Origin of the sequence: Ochrobactrum sp. S1502_03 (assembly GCF_044435015.1) — a bacterium.
Classification (GTDB): Bacteria; Pseudomonadota; Alphaproteobacteria; order Rhizobiales; family Rhizobiaceae; genus Brucella; species Brucella chromiisoli.
Map to the genome: position 1 here is coordinate 178,622 of NZ_JAYEXN010000001.1, position 16,962 is coordinate 195,583.

Here is a 16,962-nt window from a genome sequence, read left to right on the forward strand (position 1 = left end):
ATGACACTGGAACAATTACGTATTTTTATCGAAGTGGCCGAGCGTGAGCATCTGACACGGGCGTCTGAAGCGCTTCATCTCACGCCCTCGGCGGTGAGTTCAGCAATCCGCATACTCGAAGATCGCTATGGCGCGATGCTTTTCAACCGCATTGGACGGCGCATTGAGCTGACGGGCGATGGCCGCATGTTTCTGGATGAAGCACGCGCAACGCTGGCGCGCGCGCAATCGGCGGAGCGTATGCTGTCAGAGCTTGGTGGCGGCAAACGCGGCATTCTGGCGATCCATGCAAGCCAAACCATCGCGAGCTACTGGCTGCCACCCTATCTGGCACAGTTTCATGCGACGCATCCGATGATCGATTTGCGCCTCACGCTCGGAAACACCGAAAGCGTCACACAGGCCACGCAAGAAGGATTGGCAGATATCGGGCTTGTGGAGGGTGCTGTTCAGGCCCCCACCCTCTCGCTGCGCAAGGTTGCTACGGATCAGCTTATTGTTGTCACGGGACCAACCCATCAATGGCGCGATGCCGAGAAACTGACCTGGGATACGCTGTTTCACGGCCAATGGATTTTGCGAGAGCATGGCTCAGGCACCCGCAGCGTGTTTGAAGATGCGATGCGGGTCGCAGGCTACAATCCTGCGCGTCTTAGCATCGCGCTCGAGCTTCCATCCAATGAAGCCATCTGCTCGGCGGTGCTTTCCGGCAATTATGTCACGGCAATTTCGGAACTGGTGGCAGCGCCGCATCTTGCGGCAGGCACGCTCGTCAAAGTCAATTTCACTCTCCCGCAACGCCAGTTTCTGATGCTTTCGCACAATGACCGCTATCAGACCAAAGCGCTCAAATCTTTCGCCGACATGCTGATGAGCGAACCAAACATGTCGCGCACAGACCACCTCTCCGACGATCAAGCACGCTAGCCTTTCTCCACGGGTATATCCCCGCATATCCCGGCCCAATATGCGGATCGGGAACGATCCGCACGTCAATCTGGAGGAGGTCGACATGAGCAGGAATAGAGGCGTTGTATACATGCGCCCCGGTAAAGTCGAAGTTCGTGATATTGATGATCCGGTCTTGAGCGCCCCGGACGGGCGCAAGCTGGATCATGCCGTTATTCTCAAAGTGATTACCACCAATATTTGCGGCTCAGACCAGCATATGGTCCGCGGCCGCACCACCGCCATGCCCGGCCTTGTTCTTGGCCACGAAATCACCGGCGAAGTGATTGAAAAAGGCAGCGATGTGGAAATGCTCGACGTGGGCGACATCGTGTCCGTGCCATTTAACGTTGCCTGCGGCCGCTGCCGCTGCTGCAAATCGCAAGACACCGGCGTTTGCCTTACCGTCAATCCATCACGTGCTGGCGGCGCTTATGGCTATGTCGATATGGGCGGCTGGATCGGGGGACAGGCACGCTACGTCATGGTGCCTTATGCCGATTTCAATCTGCTGAAATTCCCGGATCGCGAACAAGCCATCGAGAAAATTCGCGACCTGACCATGCTTTCCGATATTCTACCCACCGGCTTTCACGGCGCGGTGAAGGCAGGCGTCGGCGTTGGCTCAATCGTCTATGTGGCGGGTGCCGGTCCGGTCGGGCTTGCTGCGGCCGCCTCTGCCCGTATCCTTGGTGCCGCGGTCGTCATGGTTGGCGACTTTAACAAGGAACGGCTGGAACACGCACGAAAAGTTGGCTTCGAGCCAATTGATCTTTCAGCAAGCGATCGTCTCGGTGACATGATTGCCGAGGTGACTGGCAGCAATGAAGTGGACAGCGCCATTGATGCCGTGGGCTTTGAAGCGCGCGGCCACAGTGGTGGCGAGCAACCGGCTATTGTTCTCAACCAGATGATGGAAATTACCCGTCCGGCAGGGTCTATCGGCATTCCCGGCCTTTACGTGACCGAAGATCCCGGCGCTGTTGACAGTGCTGCCAAGCATGGCAGCCTGTCGCTGCGCTTTGGTCTTGGCTGGGCAAAGGCACAGTCTTTCCATACGGGCCAGACGCCTGTGGTCAAATATAACCGTCAACTCATGCAGGCCATTCTGCATGGTCGTCTGAACATTGCCGAGATCGTCAATGCGCAGGTGATTTCATTGGAAGAAGCGCCGCAAGGCTATGAAAGCTTCGATCAGGGCGTGGCGAAGAAATTTGTACTCGACCCGCATGGCATGCTGACAAAGGCCGCTTAAACAGTCATTGCCGGGAGCCAAAACTCCCGGCAATTCACTTCAGCGAATGGACTTCACGATTTCAGGCTGTGTAAAGCAGGTTGGAGCCTGCCCGTTTCTGGACTGCCAAAGACCAATTGAACGACGGGTCTTGAAGCCCGGCAGGCCATCAGCCTTGCCAATATCGTAACCCTGCGCCTGCATGCGCTTCTGCATGGCCTGAATGTCGGAGCGGTACATGGTGCCAATCGTGCTCCACGGGTTTTCAAAATCACCAGCGCCATAAGCAATCCGATCTCCGACATGGCCGATGAACAGCGCATAGAGATCGCTCATATTGTAATCTTTGATGGCGTAGAAATTCGGCGTCACAATAAAGGCCGGGCCATAACGACCAGCCGGCATCAGCAAAAAGCCCTCGCCGCGCATTTCATTGGCCGGAAACGCCTTGCCATTGGTGCGGGTGATGCCAAGCTTTGCCCATTCGGCGAATGTCTTGCCCTGATCAGGCCCTTCCAGCGAACAGGAAATGTTTTGCGGCACATTGACCTCATACCCCCAGTCGCGTCCAGCCTGCCAGCCATGGATCTTGAGATAATTGGCAATGGAGCCAAGCGTATCGGGAACCGAATTCCAGATATCGCGCTTGCCGTCGCCATCAAAATCAACGGCATGTTTGAGATAGGATGTCGGCATGAATTGCGGCTGGCCGAGCGCACCCGCCCATGAGCTTTTCATGGAGCCATTGGCGATATAACCACGTGATGTGATCTGAAGCGCTGCAATCAGTTCCTTGCGGAACATATCCTTGCGCGTTGCCATAAAAGCCTTGGTGCCCAGCACTTCAAACGCATTATAAGGAATTTTGACCGTGCCAAAGCCGGATTCACGTCCCCAGATTGCAACAACAATCCGCCCCGGCACGCCATATTGCTGTTCGATGCGTTTGAGCAAGGCTGCATTCTGGCCAAAGCGTGCCTTGCCGCCGCTCGTGACAGAGCCTATCGTTTTGGCATTGAAATATTTGCCCGGAGCGCCGAATTCGGCCTGCCTCTGCTCTTTGGGTGTGGTTGGCTTCTCCCCCGGAATAACCAGATCAGGCAGTTTCCAGTTGATTGTCACGCCAGCAAAAGCCTGCTCGAAAACAGCACGCGAAACGCCTGCGGCTTTTGCCTCCGGCCAGAGGTCTTTTTCGATCCAATTACGATACTGGCTTTCAACCTGCGCTTTGGAAGGCGCTGCGAATGCGGGCGATATGGCAAGGCTGGCAAACAGGCCGAGAGCAAGCTTCAGGCTTCGTTTCCATTTGCATGCCATTGTGAAACTCTCCCAAACGCAATCAGAGTGCAGTTCGCGCCCGCAATGCAGCCGCAAGCGTTCCTTCATCAAGGTAATCAAGTTCACCGCCCACCGGCACACCATGCGCGAGCCGTGTGACGCGGACTTCTAAATTCGTCAGCTGATCGGTGATGTAATGGGCCGTGGTCTGGCCTTCGACTGTCGCGTTAACGGCCAGAATCACTTCCTTGATTTCACCGGATGCGACACGTTCAACCAGCCCCTTGATGTTAAGATCATCCGGGCCGATGCCATCGAGCGGCGACAGACGACCGCCCAGCACGTGATAGCGCACATTCATGGTGCCTGCGCGTTCCAGCGCCCACAAGTCTGACACATCCTCCACAACAATCAGCATCGATGGATCACGACGATTATCGGTGCAGATCGTGCATGGATCGGATGTATCGACATTGCCGCAACACGAGCAGATACGCACCTTTTCGGCGGCATCCTGCATGGCGCCGCCAAGCGGGATCAGCAGCGCCTCTTTTTTCTTGATCAGATGCAGCGCTGCACGGCGCGCAGAGCGCGGCCCCAGTCCCGGCACGCGGGCCAGAAGCTGGATCAGACGTTCAATTTCAGGACCGGCGATACGTTTGGACATGCTGCTTTGGGCGTAAGAAAAAGGGAAATAAATATAAGGGAGCGAAGCCGCTCCCCCGTCCTTAGAACGGCAGCTTAAAGCCCGGAGGAATTGGCAGACCCGCAGTCAGGGACTGGGTTTTTTCAGCCATTTCGGCTTCGAGTTTTGCCTTGGCATCATTATGGGCTGCAATGATCAGGTCTTCGAGGATTTCCGTGTCCTCTTCCTTCATCATCGAAGGATCGATCTTGAGCGACGACAAGGTGCCTTTGCCCGAAAGCGTGACCGTGACCAGACCGCCACCCGAAGAAGCGGTTGCTTCAAGATTGGCAATTTCGTCCTGCATGGTCTTCATCTTGGCCTGCAGTTCTTTTGCCTGTTTCATCATGCCCATCATGTCACGCATGGGTTCACTCCGTTGTCTTTGAAATTCAGTCGTCGTCAGAAGGCGCGCCGGGCACGTCTTCAACGCTATCCAAGTCTATATCGTCATCATCACCCTGTTCTGCAACGGCAATGCGGACGTCTGTGATCTTTGCACCCGGAAAAGCGGCCAGAATGGCGGCGACATCAGGATCAGCGCGTGCGTCGGTCACGAGATTATCGCGACGCTCGGTTTCCGCTTCTGCAACAGTCTGCCCCGAAACATCACGCGCAACCGTGACCACCCAGCGAATGCCGGTCCAGTTCATAAGGCGCTGCGAAATATCGCTGACCAGCGATTTCGGCGCATCATCCGTCAGACCGATTTCAAGCCGTCCGGGGGCAATTGAGGACAAGCGCACGCAATTCTTGACCAGAATCTTGAACTGCATGTCGCGGAACTTATCCGCCAGTGCAACAATGTCATTGAGGCTGTTGATCGGCACCGAAGGCTGCGGCGTGTTATCGACAAACTGCTGCGGAGCCGATGCTGCCAATGCTGACTGAACCGACTGCGGCTGTGTCTCGACCAATCGCATGGCCGTCGCAGGACCACCCGATGAAGGCATCATGGTTGAGCCGGCCACCGCATCAACACTGCCACGCGCTTCTGGTTGCGAACCGCTATTTGGCCTTACGCCGCCTGGTGATTGCGGACGCGGCGCTGAAACAGTGCCGCTTTCAAGTCCCTTCAGCGCTTCATCAAGCGTTGGCAAATCAGCTGCGTGGGCCAGACGGATCAGCAGCATCTCTGCTGCCTGCACAGGCCGTGTTGCCGTATCCACTTCAGCAATGCCCTTGAGCAACATCTGCCATGTGCGCGACAGCACGCGCACTGAAAGCTTTTGCGCAAAATCACGGCCACGCACCCGCTCATCTTCCGAAAGCGTTGCATCATTCGCCACATCCGGCGTGAAGCGCAGGCGCGTCACCAGATGATTGAAATCGGCAAGATCAGTCAGCACCACCGATGGGTCGGCTCCGACATCATACTGCGCGCGAAACTCAGTGAGAGCGCCAGCAACATCGCCACGCATGATCATCTCGAAGAGATCAATGATACGGGCGCGGTCGGCAAGCCCCAGCATGGAGCGCACGGCTTCCGCTGAAACATGACCGGCGCCATGCGCAATCGCCTGATCAAAGATCGAGAGCGAATCGCGTGCCGAGCCTTCGCCAGCGCGTGCAATCATCGCCAGTGATGTGTCATCGACTTCGATTGCTTCTGCCTGCGCAATGCGCCTCAGATGTGCGGCCAGCGTGCCCGATTCGATGCGGCGCAGGTCAAAACGCTGACAGCGCGACAGAACCGTGATCGGTACTTTGCGGATTTCGGTGGTGGCGAAGATGAACTTTACATGCGGCGGCGGCTCTTCAAGCGTCTTCAACAGGCCGTTGAAGGCCTGATTGGACAGCATGTGCACTTCGTCGATGATATAGACTTTATAGCGTGCCGAAACAGGGCGATAGCGCACCTGCTCGATGATTTCGCGAATATCGTCGATACCCGTATGCGAAGCCGCATCCATTTCGATCACATCGACATGGCGGCCTTCCATAATCGCCTGACAATGCTCGCCCATAATGGAGAGATCAATTGTCGGCTGATCGACAGAATCAGTCTTGTAATTAAGCGCACGCGCCAGAATGCGCGCTGTTGTGGTCTTGCCCACACCGCGTACACCCGTCAGCATCCAGGCTTGCGCAATGCGGCCCGTTTCGAACGCATTTTTCAGCGTGCGAACCATCGGCTCCTGACCGATCAGATCATTGAAATTCTGGGGGCGATATTTGCGGGCGAGAACGCGATAAGCGCCAGTTTCGGATTTTGTGTCCATTGCGACCCTTCCGTTCCCTGTTCGCTTTTGTCCAGGCTGAAACCTTAAACAGTTTGGACCGGAGACGAAAGTGACTTCGACATTGGCATATCAACCATCAACAGTCATGATCGTCGTGAAAGAAAGGTGGGAGGCTGGCACGATGACCCGTGCCGTGCTCGTTGGGGCTGCTTCCTTCCGGACCTGACCCGGTTGGCGAGTGGCTCGTCCACCACCAACCTCCCACGCTGCATATCGTCAATCGGCGCGCAAAAAGCAAGCGCAGAGACAAAAAAACTGATAAGAATTATTCTATGAAACAGTTTGAACTCGATAAACGGCTTGATGCCGACACTTTTTCAGTCGCTCCGCTCGGCCTTTGCGAGCTGCGACTGATGAATGACAAGCGCTGGCCATGGCTTATTCTGGTTCCACGACGCGCCGGGCTGAGCGAAATTCACGATATGACACCGCTTGATCAGACCATGCTGACATTTGAAGCCGCGATGGTCTCACAGGCGTTGAAGAACGCCACACAGTGCCACAAGATCAATACGGGCGCTCTGGGAAATATGGTGCGTCAGTTGCATATCCATGTGATTGCGCGCAATGAAGGCGATGCCGGTTGGCCCGGCCCTGTGTGGGGGCACGGCACCCGCGCACCTTATGCGGAAAAAGACGCTCTTCGCTTCATCGAAGCGATTCGCACTGCTCTCTGATTCTCCCTTAAACTTTTCGAGACAATCATGGTTTTCAGTCTTTCAGACCTGCCGGATATTGAGCCGAGCAGTCTTGTTGGCTTCGCCGGCAATCGCATAGACCGACTTTCAGAAAAACGTCAGGACGATTCTGCGTTTAACGCACTGGAATTGCCTGAAACCCGCGTGATGGTTTTGGGCAACCATAAGCTTCTGCTTGATTACACGGACGAAAATGCGCCGCGCGCGCTGTTCTCGCTTACGCAAGCGCAGGCATTTTCGCCCGATCTCGATGAGCCTGTGCTGCTGGGTTTACAGGATGGCGTGCCGATTGTGGCACTGATGGCGCCACTTGATCCCGATGCACTGGCGCACCCGTTTCGCGCACAGGATTATCGCAGCATCTATATGGAAGGGCTGGTTTCCACCGATCTTGTTGGCGCATTGGCGCAGGCGGCGGCACTGACTGCATGGCACAGCAATCATCGTTTTTGTGGGCGTTGCGGCACAAAAAGCCAAATGCGCGCCGGTGGCGCAAAACGCATTTGCCCGAATTGCGGAGCCGAACATTTTCCGCGCACCGATCCTGTGGCAATCATGCTGCCTGTTCGGGGTGAAAAATGCATTCTCGCACGCAGCGCGCATTTTACCGCCGGTTCCTATTCCTGCCTTGCTGGCTTCATCGAGCATGGCGAGACAATTGAAGCTGCCGTGCGGCGTGAAAGTTGTGAGGAAATGGGCCTGTCGATTGGTCGTGTTGGCTATTATGCCAGCCAGCCGTGGCCATTCCCTTATTCACTGATGATCGGCTGTCATGCCGAGGTGCTTTCCGATGATTTCACCATTGATCATTCGGAACTCGAAGACGGTCGCTGGTTCGACAAGGCAGAAGTCCGTGCCATGCTTTCAGACACCCATGAAAATGGGCTGCGTGTCCCGGCATCCGGCGCCATCGCAACCCATCTGATCAGAGCCTGGGCAAACAGTTAGATCAGTCAAACCGATCTAACTATTTTTTCTGCGCATTTTCCTACGCGAAAACGGTTCCCACTTTCGCTGGAAATGCTTGCTACTCAGCTGCGAGCAACTGTGTCCCGCGCGTATCGGCCCCCTTATAGACACCGAGAATACGCACTTCCTTTGTGAAGAAGCGCAACTCTTCGAGCGCCAGCTGGAGATTGCGATCTTCCGGATGACCTTCAACATCGGCATAAAACTGTGTCGCGATGAAACGGCCACCGATCTGATAGCTTTCCAGCTTGGTCATGTTGATGCCATTGGTGGCGAAACCACCCAACGCTTTGTAAAGTGCTGCGGGCACGTTGCGCACGCGGAAAACAAAAGTCGTGACAATGCGCTCGTCCTTTTCAGGGCGTGGCTCCCACTGCTTGTTCTTGGACAGAACCACAAAGCGGGTCACATTGTCTTCCGAATCTTCCACATTCTCTTCGAGAATATCAAGACCGTAGAGTTCAGAGGCCAGGCGCGGCGCAAGGGCCGCCATGGAGCGATCCTGCAAATCAGCCACAAGGCGCGCAGCGCCTGCCGTATCGCCTGCGATCACCGGCTTCCAGCCATTTTGCCGGATGACTTTGCGGCACTGGCCAAGCGCATGAATATGGCTGTGAACCGTTTTGATCTCTTCGCGCTTCACACCCGGGAGCACCATGAGCTGAAAGTGAATCGGCAGAAAATATTCACCCACGATATGCATATCGGCGAGCGGCAGCAGATAGTGAATATCCGCAACGCGGCCTGCAAGCGTATTTTCAATCGGGATCATCGCAAGATCCGCAGCACCGCTTTCAACCGCATTGAAGGCATCTTCAAAAGTCGGGCACGGCAAAGGCTCCATATCGGGAAACATGTTGCGGCACGCCGTATCGGAATTGGCGCCTGCTTCACCCTGAAAGGAAATCCGGTTCGTCTTCATCGTGTTTGTGCTTTCTCAAATGCTCCGCAACAATCGAAGCTTGCTTTAGAGCACGTTTCAATCTGATTGAATCAGATCGGCGCTCCAAATCCTTTTATTTTAAATCATAAACCCTTTGCGATAATTTCGCGCGCCCGGTCAAGATCAGCCTGCGTATCAACGCCAAGTGGAACTGTTGTGACGATCTCGGCATCAATGCGCATTCCGTCTTCAAGCGCGCGAAGCTGCTCAAGCTTCTCGCGCTTTTCAAGGGTCGATGGGCCGATCTTCACAAAGCGTTCAAGCGCTGCTCGACGATAGGCATAAAGGCCAATGTGATGATAAAGTGGCCCATCGCCATAGGGGGCTGTGGCGCGCGTAAAATAGAGCGCGCGCAGACGCTCACCATTGTTCAAAGGCGAACCGACGATCTTGACGACATTCGGATTGACCTTTTCTTCATCCAGCTTGATTTCAACACCAAGGGTCGCAATGTCTGCGGGACCGTCCTGCAAGGGACGCAATGCGCGACGAATGGTTTCCGGATCGATGGTTGGCAAATCGCCCTGCACATTGATGATGGCTTCCACCTCATTCGCCGGATCGAGTTTCTGAAGCGCTTCATAGATTCGATCCGAACCCGATTCATGATCGCTGCGCGTCATGATCGCCTCATGACCATGCGCGATCACTGCGGCGAATATCTCATCACTGTCGGTTGCCACAACCGTGCGCCCCAGCGAGGCTGCCACAGCCCTTTCGGCCACATGCACGATCATCGGCTTGCCACAAATATCGGCGAGCGGCTTGTTCGGCAGCCGTGTGGAACCGAGCCGCGCCGGGATAAGTGTCAGGGTTTTCATCTTCTCAAGCATGATCGACTCTTGGTGTTTCATTGAAAGCAGCGGCCTTATGACGACCTTTATCTGCTCAATAAATGCAGCAAAAGTGTCAAAAAGTCACGGGTGCAGAACCACTTATAGGTGTTGCATCCCCCCCTTAAAAGACCTAGTTTCCGCCCGATGCCGGGGAGAGACTTGCCAGCCTTTCAACATAGGTTCTGCATGCCGGCTTTGGAGGGCGTTGAGTAGAGGGAGCGCTGACCGGCGATGAATTCAACCCGAACTAACAAGTTTATAATGGCTTTTCTGGCAACGGTTTTCGTTGTCATGACGACGGGCATTTTGTCCGATACGCTGTTTCATGCGCCAGCCCCTGAAAAGCCAGGTTTTATAATCGAAGCAACAGAGGCTTCGGCGGGCAGTGGCGCAGCAGCACCTGCCAAGGAAGAAGTGTCGATTGCAGTTCTGTTGCAATCCGCAGATGCTGCGCGCGGACAGAACGTTTTCAAGCGCTGCGCTGCGTGTCACACGGGTGAAAAAGGCGGTGCCAACAAGGTCGGACCACATCTTTGGGACGTACTGAACCGCCCGGCTGCATCTGTGGAAGGTTTCGGCTATTCGGCTGCGATGAAGGAATTTGGAGCTGCGGGTAACAAGTGGGATTATGAACATCTCAACAAGTTCCTGACCTCACCAAAGGGCTATATCAAAGGCACAGCCATGGGCTTTGCTGGCGACAAAAAGGACAATGAACGCGCTGATCTCATTGCTTATCTGCGTTCGCTTTCGGACAATCCGGCCCCGCTTCCAACCGTCGACGCGGCCCCTGCGAGTGAAGGTGAAAAGCCTGCGGAAGCAGCACCTGCCGAAGGTGGCGAAGCACCGGCAGCGCCTGCACCAGCAGCCCCGGCAGAGCCTGCACCGGCTCCAGCCAATTAATCTTTGATGAAACAATGATAAAAACCGGGTTTCGACCCGGTTTTTTTATGAGCGTGCGTTCTGCTCAGATCAGACTTCTGCTCTGGCGACATGTTTTTTCAACTTGTGCCTTTCTTCCTCCGCAAAAAGCCATAAAACTTGCTCCCACTATATCCGAGACAAGAACGGAGATGCTGGATGAGAGCTTTTTGGGCGGGCGCGTTTGCAATTACGATGCTCACAGGAACGATGTTGAGCGGTACGGTTTCCAGCTCCTATGCCAATGATGCCGATCCGCAATGGCGCTATTCCTCCAGCCTGCTTGGAGAGCCCAAATATCCAGCCGATTTCAAACATTATGACTATGTGAACCCGGATGCACCCAAAGGCGGTGCACTCAACATGGTGGCGGTGGGCACATTCGACACGCTCAACCCCTATGTCATTCAGGGTGTTGCGGCGGCGGGCCTGTCAGATTTTGGCGGCGGCATGCTCTACGACACATTGATGAGTGATTCGCTCGATGAAGGATCGATCCAATATCCATTGATCGCGGAAGCGTTGCAGTATCCTGATGACTTCTCATGGGTCAAATTTCGGCTCAACCCCAATGCCAAATGGCATGATGGCGAGCCGATCACCGTCGATGATGTGATCTGGTCATTTGAAGTGCTCAAAAAGCAGTCGCCCATGTATAACAAATATTATGGCGATGTTGAAAAGGCGGAAAAGACCGGCGACCACAAGGTCAAGTTCACCTTCTCGCAGACAGGCAATCGCGAACTGCCGCAGATTATGGGCCAGCTTGCCATTCTCCCCAAACACTGGTGGACGGGCAAGGATGCGCAGGGCAAGCAGCGCGATGTAACCCGGCCGACACTGGAAATCCCGCTCGGCTCCAGTGCCTATAAGATCAAATCCGTGGTTCCGGGGCGCTCGATTATCTGGGAGCGCGCCGACGAATATTGGGGCAAAGACCTGCCGGTCAATGTCGGGCGCTATAATTTCAATAAAGTTCGCTACGAATATTATCTCAACGAAGATGCGACATGGGAAGCCTTCAAGAAAGGCGGACAATATGACTACCGGCTTGAAAACAGCGCCCGGCGCTGGGCTGAACAGTATGATTTCCCCGCTGTCAAACGGGGTGATGTGATCAGGAAATCCTTTCCCTATCATGCGGTCGGACGCATGCAGGGCTATTTCCTCAACACGCGCCTCGACAAGTTTCAGGACGTGAAAGTTCGCGAAGCACTGACCTATGCATTTGATTTTGAATCGATGAACCGCCTGCTGTTCTTCAATCAATATCAGCGCATCAATAGCTATTTTGCCGGCAACGAGCTGCATCTGAGTGGTGTCCCGACCCCTGAAGAACAAGCCATTCTCCAAAGCGTTCAGGATCAGCTGCCAGCCGATGCACTGACCAAGGAATTCAAACTGCCTGTCTATGATACACCACAGGCGACACGCGACAATCTGCGCAAGGCGCTCGAGCTTTTTGGCGAGGCTGGCTGGAAATTGCAGGGCAACAAGCTCGTTGATGCAAAAGGCACGCAGTTCACAATCGAGTTTCTGGGCAAGGATCCGACCGATGAGCGGATTTACAATCCGTTTGCCGCAAGCCTGCGCAAGATCGGTATCAGTGCCACCGTTCGTATTGTCGACAGCGCGCAATATCAGGCCCGCGTCAATGATTTTGATTATGACGTTATAACTTCTGTTATGCCGCAGAGCGGATCACCTGGCAACGAACAGCGTGACATGTGGGGCTCGAAAGCTGCCGACTATAAAGGCAGCCGCAATTATGCCGGTATCAAAAACCCGGCAATCGACAAGCTGATTGATCGCGTTGTCTATGCCAAGGATCGTGCGGAACTGGTGGCTGCGACCCATGCGCTCGACCGTGCGCTTTTGTGGAATTATTACGTCATTCCGCAATGGTATTCCGACCATATCAATGTCGCTTACTGGAACAAATTCGGCATGCCTGAAACGCAACCCGACTATCTTGGGATTGACCCTTTCTCCTGGTGGGTCGACCCCGCCAAGGAGGCAAAGCTCAAAAACAGCTCGAATTAAGGGGGCATATCGGCCATGCCGGGCTTACATCTCAATCGCCGTCATTTTCTCGGACTGACAGGCAGTGCTGCAATTGCGGCCTGCCTGCCGCAAACGGCTTTCGCAAAGCTTGCCACAGGCACCCCCCTGCATGGTCTGTCAGCCTTTGGCGATCTGAAATACCCGCCCGATTTCACGCATTTCGATTATGTCAATCCCGATGCGCCAAAGGGTGGCACCTTCACACTGGCACCCAATACGTGGGTCTGGAACCAGAACACGCAGACATTTAACACCCTCAACACCGTGACGTTCAAAGGCGATGCGCCGCCGCGCATGGAGCTGACCTTTGACAGTCTGATGGCTCCGGCGCTTGATGAACCGGATTCGGTTTACGGTCTGATTGCGCAAAGCGTTACGCTTTCTAAAGATCGTCAGAAATGTCTCTTCCGGCTGCGCAAAGAAGCGCGCTTTCACGACGGTTCGCCCATCGAAGCCAAGGACGTCGTTTTCACTTATGAGATGCTCAAAAAGAAAGGCCATCCACTGATCCGGCAGGTGCTCTCAGCACTCGAAACGATCAAAGAAATCGGCCCACACGACGTGCGCATGCACTTTGCTTCCGGTCGTGGGCCCAGCGCTGTTCTCAATGCAGTGACATTGCCGATATTGTCGAAAGACTGGTTCAAAGATCGGGATTTCGAGGCGGCCAGCATGGAAGCCATCCTTGGATCAGGCGCTTATCGCGTCGGTCCAATCACGGCCGGACAGCTTATCGAATATGAGCGGGTCGAGGATTATTGGGCGAAAGATTTGCCGGTTGCGCGTGGTTCAGCCAACTTTGATCGTATCCGCATTGAGTTTTATCGCGACCGTCAACCGGAATTTGAAGCCTTCAAAAAAGGCAATATCGATTTCCGGCAGGAAAGCGTTTCAAAGACCTGGGCAACAGCCTATGATTTCCCTGCCATTCAACAAAACAAGATCATCAAGCGCACGTTCCCAAAAGAAAAAAGTCCACTCATGCAGGCATGGGCGCTCAATCAGCGGCGGGAGCGTTTTCGCGATCCGCGGGTGCGCGAGGCAATCAATCTGTGCTTTGACTTTGAATGGACCAATGCAAACCTCTTCTATTCGACCTATGAACGCTCGCAATCCTGTTTCAACGGCTCAGATTTTCAGGCGGTCGGATTGCCCACGCAAGATGAGATGAAAGTGCTTGAGCGCTATCGTGGCAAAATTCCCGAAGCGGCCTTTGGGGATGCTGCTCTCATGCCGGTTTCCGATGGCTCTGGGCGCGACCGCAAGCAGTTTTCACGCGCCATCGCCCTGCTCGAAGAGGCGGGTTTTGTGCGCAAGAATGGCCAGTTCCATAGCAAGAATGGCGAAAAGCTCTCGCTTGAGCTTCTCAGCAATTCGGAGAGTTTCTCCCGCATCTATAATCCCTTCGTGCAGAAAATGCGGGCCATTGGCATTGATGCGAGCCTCAGACTGGTGGATTCCAGCCAATATCAGGCGCGCATGCAGGATTTCGATTTCGATCTTGTCGGCATCGCCATGCAATTTGGTGCAACGCCCACCAAAGAATCGCTTGCGTCCATGTTCGGGTCAGAAGCTGCAAAAACACCGGGCAGCTATAATCTTCCGGGCACATCAGACGCAATGATCGACGCCCTGATTGATGATGTTGGCAATGTTTCCACGCGCGAAGAGCTGGTTGCAACAATCCGGGTGCTGGATCGGTACTTGCGTATCCGGCTCGAGTGGATTCCAAATTGGACTGTCGCGAATCACCTGGTCGCCTATTGGGATCGTTTTGGTTTCAAGGAGCCAAAGCCCGATTATGGCTTTCCGGTTGAGACGCTGTGGTGGATTGATCAGAAGAAAGTGGAAGCTGTTGGCAAGCCGTAACAACAAACTGAACATTCGGAGCATTGAGAGCTGATGGGCGCTTATATTTTACGCCGCCTGCTTTTGATGATCCCGACCATCCTCGGCATTATGGCCATATCTTTTGCCGTGGTTCAGTTTGCACCCGGTGGGCCGGTTGAGCGCGTCATTGCGCAGCTTTCCGGTCAGGGTGGCGATGCGCTGGATCGCCTTTCCGGTGGTGGCGGCGATTTTGGTCAAAGCAATATGGACAGCGGTTCGTCCAGCTCCAAATATCGCGGTGCGCAGGGATTGGATCCACAATTCATTGCCGATCTGGAAAAGCAGTTCGGCTTCGACAAGCCGCCGCTGGAACGCTTTGGCCAGATGCTGTGGAACTATATGCGTTTTGATTTCGGGCGCAGCTATTTCCGCGATATCAGCGTGATCGACCTCATCAAGGAAAAGATGCCTGTCTCAATTTCGCTTGGACTGTGGCTCACCTTCCTGTCCTATCTGATCTCGATCCCGCTTGGCATTCGCAAGGCGATCAAGGAAGGGACGCGCTTTGACACCTGGACCAGCGCGATCATCATTGTCGGTTATGCCATTCCGAGCTTTCTGTTTGCGATCCTCTTGATCGTGCTTTTTGCCGGCGGCTCGTTCTTAGACTGGTTTCCGCTGCGTGGCCTCACCTCGCCTGATTTTGCGCAAATGTCATTTTGGGCCAAGATTGGCGATTATCTCTGGCACATGGTTCTGCCGGTTACAGCCCTGGTGCTCTCGGCTTTTGCCACAACCACACTGTTGACCAAGAACTCGTTTCTGGAAGAAATCCGCAAGCAATATGTGACGACGGCGCGCGCCAAGGGGCTGACCGAAAATCAGGTGCTTTATCGCCATGTGTTCCGCAATGCGATGCTGATCGTGATTGCCGGTTTTCCGGGAGCGTTCATTTCTGCCTTCTTTACCGGCTCATTGCTGATCGAAACCATCTTCTCGCTCGACGGGCTGGGGCTGCTTGGCTACCAGTCGATCATCAATCGCGATTATCCGGTTGTGTTTGCCACCTTGTTTATTTTCTCGCTGATCGGCCTGCTCGTCGGTCTTCTGTCCGATCTGATGTATACATGGATCGATCCGCGGATCGACTTTGACCGGAGGGATGTGTGATGACCGACACCACTCTTACCCCTCAGGCAAAGCGTGTTAAACGTCCATTTCTTTCGCCGCTCAACCGCCGCCGCTGGCAGAATTTCAAGGCCAATAAGCGCGGTTACTGGTCGCTGTGGATTTTCCTGTTTCTGCTGGTCGCAGCCCTTTGTTCCGAGTTCATTGCCAATGACAAGCCGATCCTTGTTTCCTACAAGGGCGAGCTGCTGGCGCCGGTTTTTGTCGATTACCCGGAAGAAAAATTCGGCGGCTTTTATGCCGTCACCGATTATCGCGATCCGGTGATACAGGAAGAGATCAACGCCAATGGCTGGGCGCTCTGGCCACCGGTGCGTTATTCCTACAACACCGTCAATAACGACATTCCAGAAGCTGCCCCCTCAAAACCATTCTGGCTTTATACGCAAGAACAGCGCTGCCAGCGCTATCCGCTCGGCGTCAATGATCCCAATTGCATTATCGGCAATTTCAACTGGCTTGGCACCGACGATCAGGCGCGTGACGTGTTCGCACGCGCGCTTTACGGCTTTCGCATATCGGTGCTGTTTGGTCTCATCCTCACCTTCTTCTCGGCAATCATTGGCGTGAGCGCCGGTGCCGTGCAGGGTTATTTCGGTGGCTGGGTCGACCTCATTTTCCAGCGGGTGATCGAAATCTGGTCGTCCATCCCGGTTCTTTATCTGCTTTTGATCATTGCCGCGATTTTGCCACCCGGATTCTGGGTCTTGCTGGGCATCATGCTGCTGTTTTCATGGGTGGCCTTTGTCGGCGTTGTCCGGGCCGAATTCCTGCGCGCGCGAAACTTTGAATATGTGAATGCAGCCCGCGCGCTTGGCGTGAAAAACGCCACCATCATGTGGCGGCATCTTTTGCCAAATGCCATGGTCGCAACACTCACCTTCCTGCCCTTCATCCTCAATGGCTCAATCACAACACTGACGTCGCTCGACTTCCTTGGTTTTGGTCTGCCGCCGGGTTCGGCCTCGCTTGGTGAATTGCTCGCACAGGGCAAGAACAATCTTCAGGCGCCATGGCTTGGGATTACCGGCTTTGTGGTGATCTCGGTCATGCTATCGCTGCTCATTTTCATCGGTGAAGCCACCCGTGATGCATTCGATCCACGAAAGGCGTTTCAATGAGTGG

At 54.6% G+C, this 16,962-nt stretch carries 15 protein-coding genes and 1 other RNA gene; 9 read left to right on the plus strand and 7 right to left on the minus strand.

Features of this window, described 5'->3' with window-relative positions:
• Both VBH83_RS00815 and fdhA read left to right on the plus strand, forming a co-directional pair.
• The gene (locus tag VBH83_RS00815; RefSeq protein ID WP_265982611.1) at positions 1–927 is read left to right on the plus strand and encodes a LysR family transcriptional regulator; all 927 of its coding nucleotides are present in this window, start codon (positions 1–3) and stop codon (positions 925–927) included.
• 85 nt (positions 928–1,012) lie between these two features.
• Positions 1,013–2,203: a formaldehyde dehydrogenase, glutathione-independent gene (fdhA, locus tag VBH83_RS00820; protein WP_265982609.1), complete on the plus strand. Its 1,191-nt coding sequence runs from the start codon at positions 1,013–1,015 to the stop codon at positions 2,201–2,203.
• A gap of 39 nt (positions 2,204–2,242) precedes the next feature.
• Here fdhA and VBH83_RS00825 read toward each other — a convergent pair whose 3' ends face one another.
• The 5 genes from VBH83_RS00825 to ffs form a co-directional block, all read right to left on the minus strand.
• Entirely contained in the window at positions 2,243–3,499 is a 1,257-nt protein-coding gene (locus VBH83_RS00825) for a lytic murein transglycosylase (RefSeq protein ID WP_265982607.1), read from the minus strand.
• A gap of 22 nt (positions 3,500–3,521) precedes the next feature.
• Positions 3,522–4,127 carry a recombination mediator RecR gene (recR, locus tag VBH83_RS00830; RefSeq protein ID WP_265982606.1) on the minus strand — a complete coding sequence of 202 codons (606 nt, stop codon included), beginning with the start codon at positions 4,125–4,127 and terminating at the stop codon, positions 3,522–3,524.
• A gap of 61 nt (positions 4,128–4,188) precedes the next feature.
• Positions 4,189–4,512, minus strand: a complete 324-nt coding sequence (locus tag VBH83_RS00835; protein WP_265982605.1) for a YbaB/EbfC family nucleoid-associated protein — start codon at positions 4,510–4,512, stop codon at positions 4,189–4,191.
• Positions 4,513–4,537: 25 nt separating this feature from the next.
• Positions 4,538–6,367, minus strand: a complete 1,830-nt coding sequence (locus VBH83_RS00840) for a DNA polymerase III subunit gamma/tau (RefSeq protein WP_396995953.1) — start codon at positions 6,365–6,367, stop codon at positions 4,538–4,540.
• A gap of 126 nt (positions 6,368–6,493) precedes the next feature.
• An RNA gene (gene ffs, locus VBH83_RS00845) (signal recognition particle sRNA small type) lies at positions 6,494–6,590 on the minus strand.
• A gap of 70 nt (positions 6,591–6,660) precedes the next feature.
• Between ffs and VBH83_RS00850 the strand changes: the two genes are divergently transcribed.
• Positions 6,661–7,065: an HIT domain-containing protein gene (locus tag VBH83_RS00850; RefSeq protein WP_265982603.1), complete on the plus strand. Its 405-nt coding sequence runs from the start codon at positions 6,661–6,663 to the stop codon at positions 7,063–7,065.
• Between the two features lie 27 nt (positions 7,066–7,092).
• Positions 7,093–8,034 carry an NAD(+) diphosphatase gene (gene nudC, locus VBH83_RS00855; protein WP_265982601.1) on the plus strand — a complete coding sequence of 314 codons (942 nt, stop codon included), beginning with the start codon at positions 7,093–7,095 and terminating at the stop codon, positions 8,032–8,034.
• Positions 8,035–8,113: 79 nt separating this feature from the next.
• On the opposite strand, the gene VBH83_RS00860 is transcribed toward nudC, so the two are convergent.
• A complete protein-coding gene (locus VBH83_RS00860; RefSeq protein WP_265982600.1) occupies positions 8,114–8,977 on the minus strand; it encodes a prephenate dehydratase in 864 nt (287 codons plus the stop codon).
• Between the two features lie 104 nt (positions 8,978–9,081).
• A complete protein-coding gene (locus VBH83_RS00865) occupies positions 9,082–9,831 on the minus strand; it encodes a 3-deoxy-manno-octulosonate cytidylyltransferase (protein WP_265982598.1) in 750 nt (249 codons plus the stop codon).
• Between the two features lie 234 nt (positions 9,832–10,065).
• On the opposite strand from VBH83_RS00865, the gene VBH83_RS00870 reads away from it, so the two are divergent.
• The 5 genes from VBH83_RS00870 to VBH83_RS00890 all read left to right on the plus strand — a co-directional run bounded on the left by VBH83_RS00870 (position 10,066) and on the right by VBH83_RS00890 (position 16,958).
• A complete protein-coding gene (locus VBH83_RS00870) occupies positions 10,066–10,737 on the plus strand; it encodes a cytochrome c family protein (RefSeq protein ID WP_265982597.1) in 672 nt (223 codons plus the stop codon).
• A 177-nt stretch (positions 10,738–10,914) separates the two neighbouring features.
• A complete protein-coding gene (locus VBH83_RS00875) occupies positions 10,915–12,798 on the plus strand; it encodes an extracellular solute-binding protein (RefSeq protein WP_396995956.1) in 1,884 nt (627 codons plus the stop codon).
• A gap of 15 nt (positions 12,799–12,813) precedes the next feature.
• Positions 12,814–14,688 (plus strand): extracellular solute-binding protein, encoded by a 1,875-nt coding sequence (locus VBH83_RS00880; RefSeq protein ID WP_265982595.1) that lies wholly within the window; start codon positions 12,814–12,816, stop codon positions 14,686–14,688.
• A gap of 33 nt (positions 14,689–14,721) precedes the next feature.
• Entirely contained in the window at positions 14,722–15,819 is a 1,098-nt protein-coding gene (locus VBH83_RS00885; protein ID WP_265982594.1) for a microcin C ABC transporter permease YejB, read from the plus strand.
• Entirely contained in the window at positions 15,819–16,958 is a 1,140-nt protein-coding gene (locus VBH83_RS00890; RefSeq protein WP_265982592.1) for an ABC transporter permease, read from the plus strand. The genes VBH83_RS00885 and VBH83_RS00890 overlap by 1 nt, the downstream gene beginning before the upstream one ends.
• Positions 16,959–16,962 lie beyond the last annotated feature (4 nt).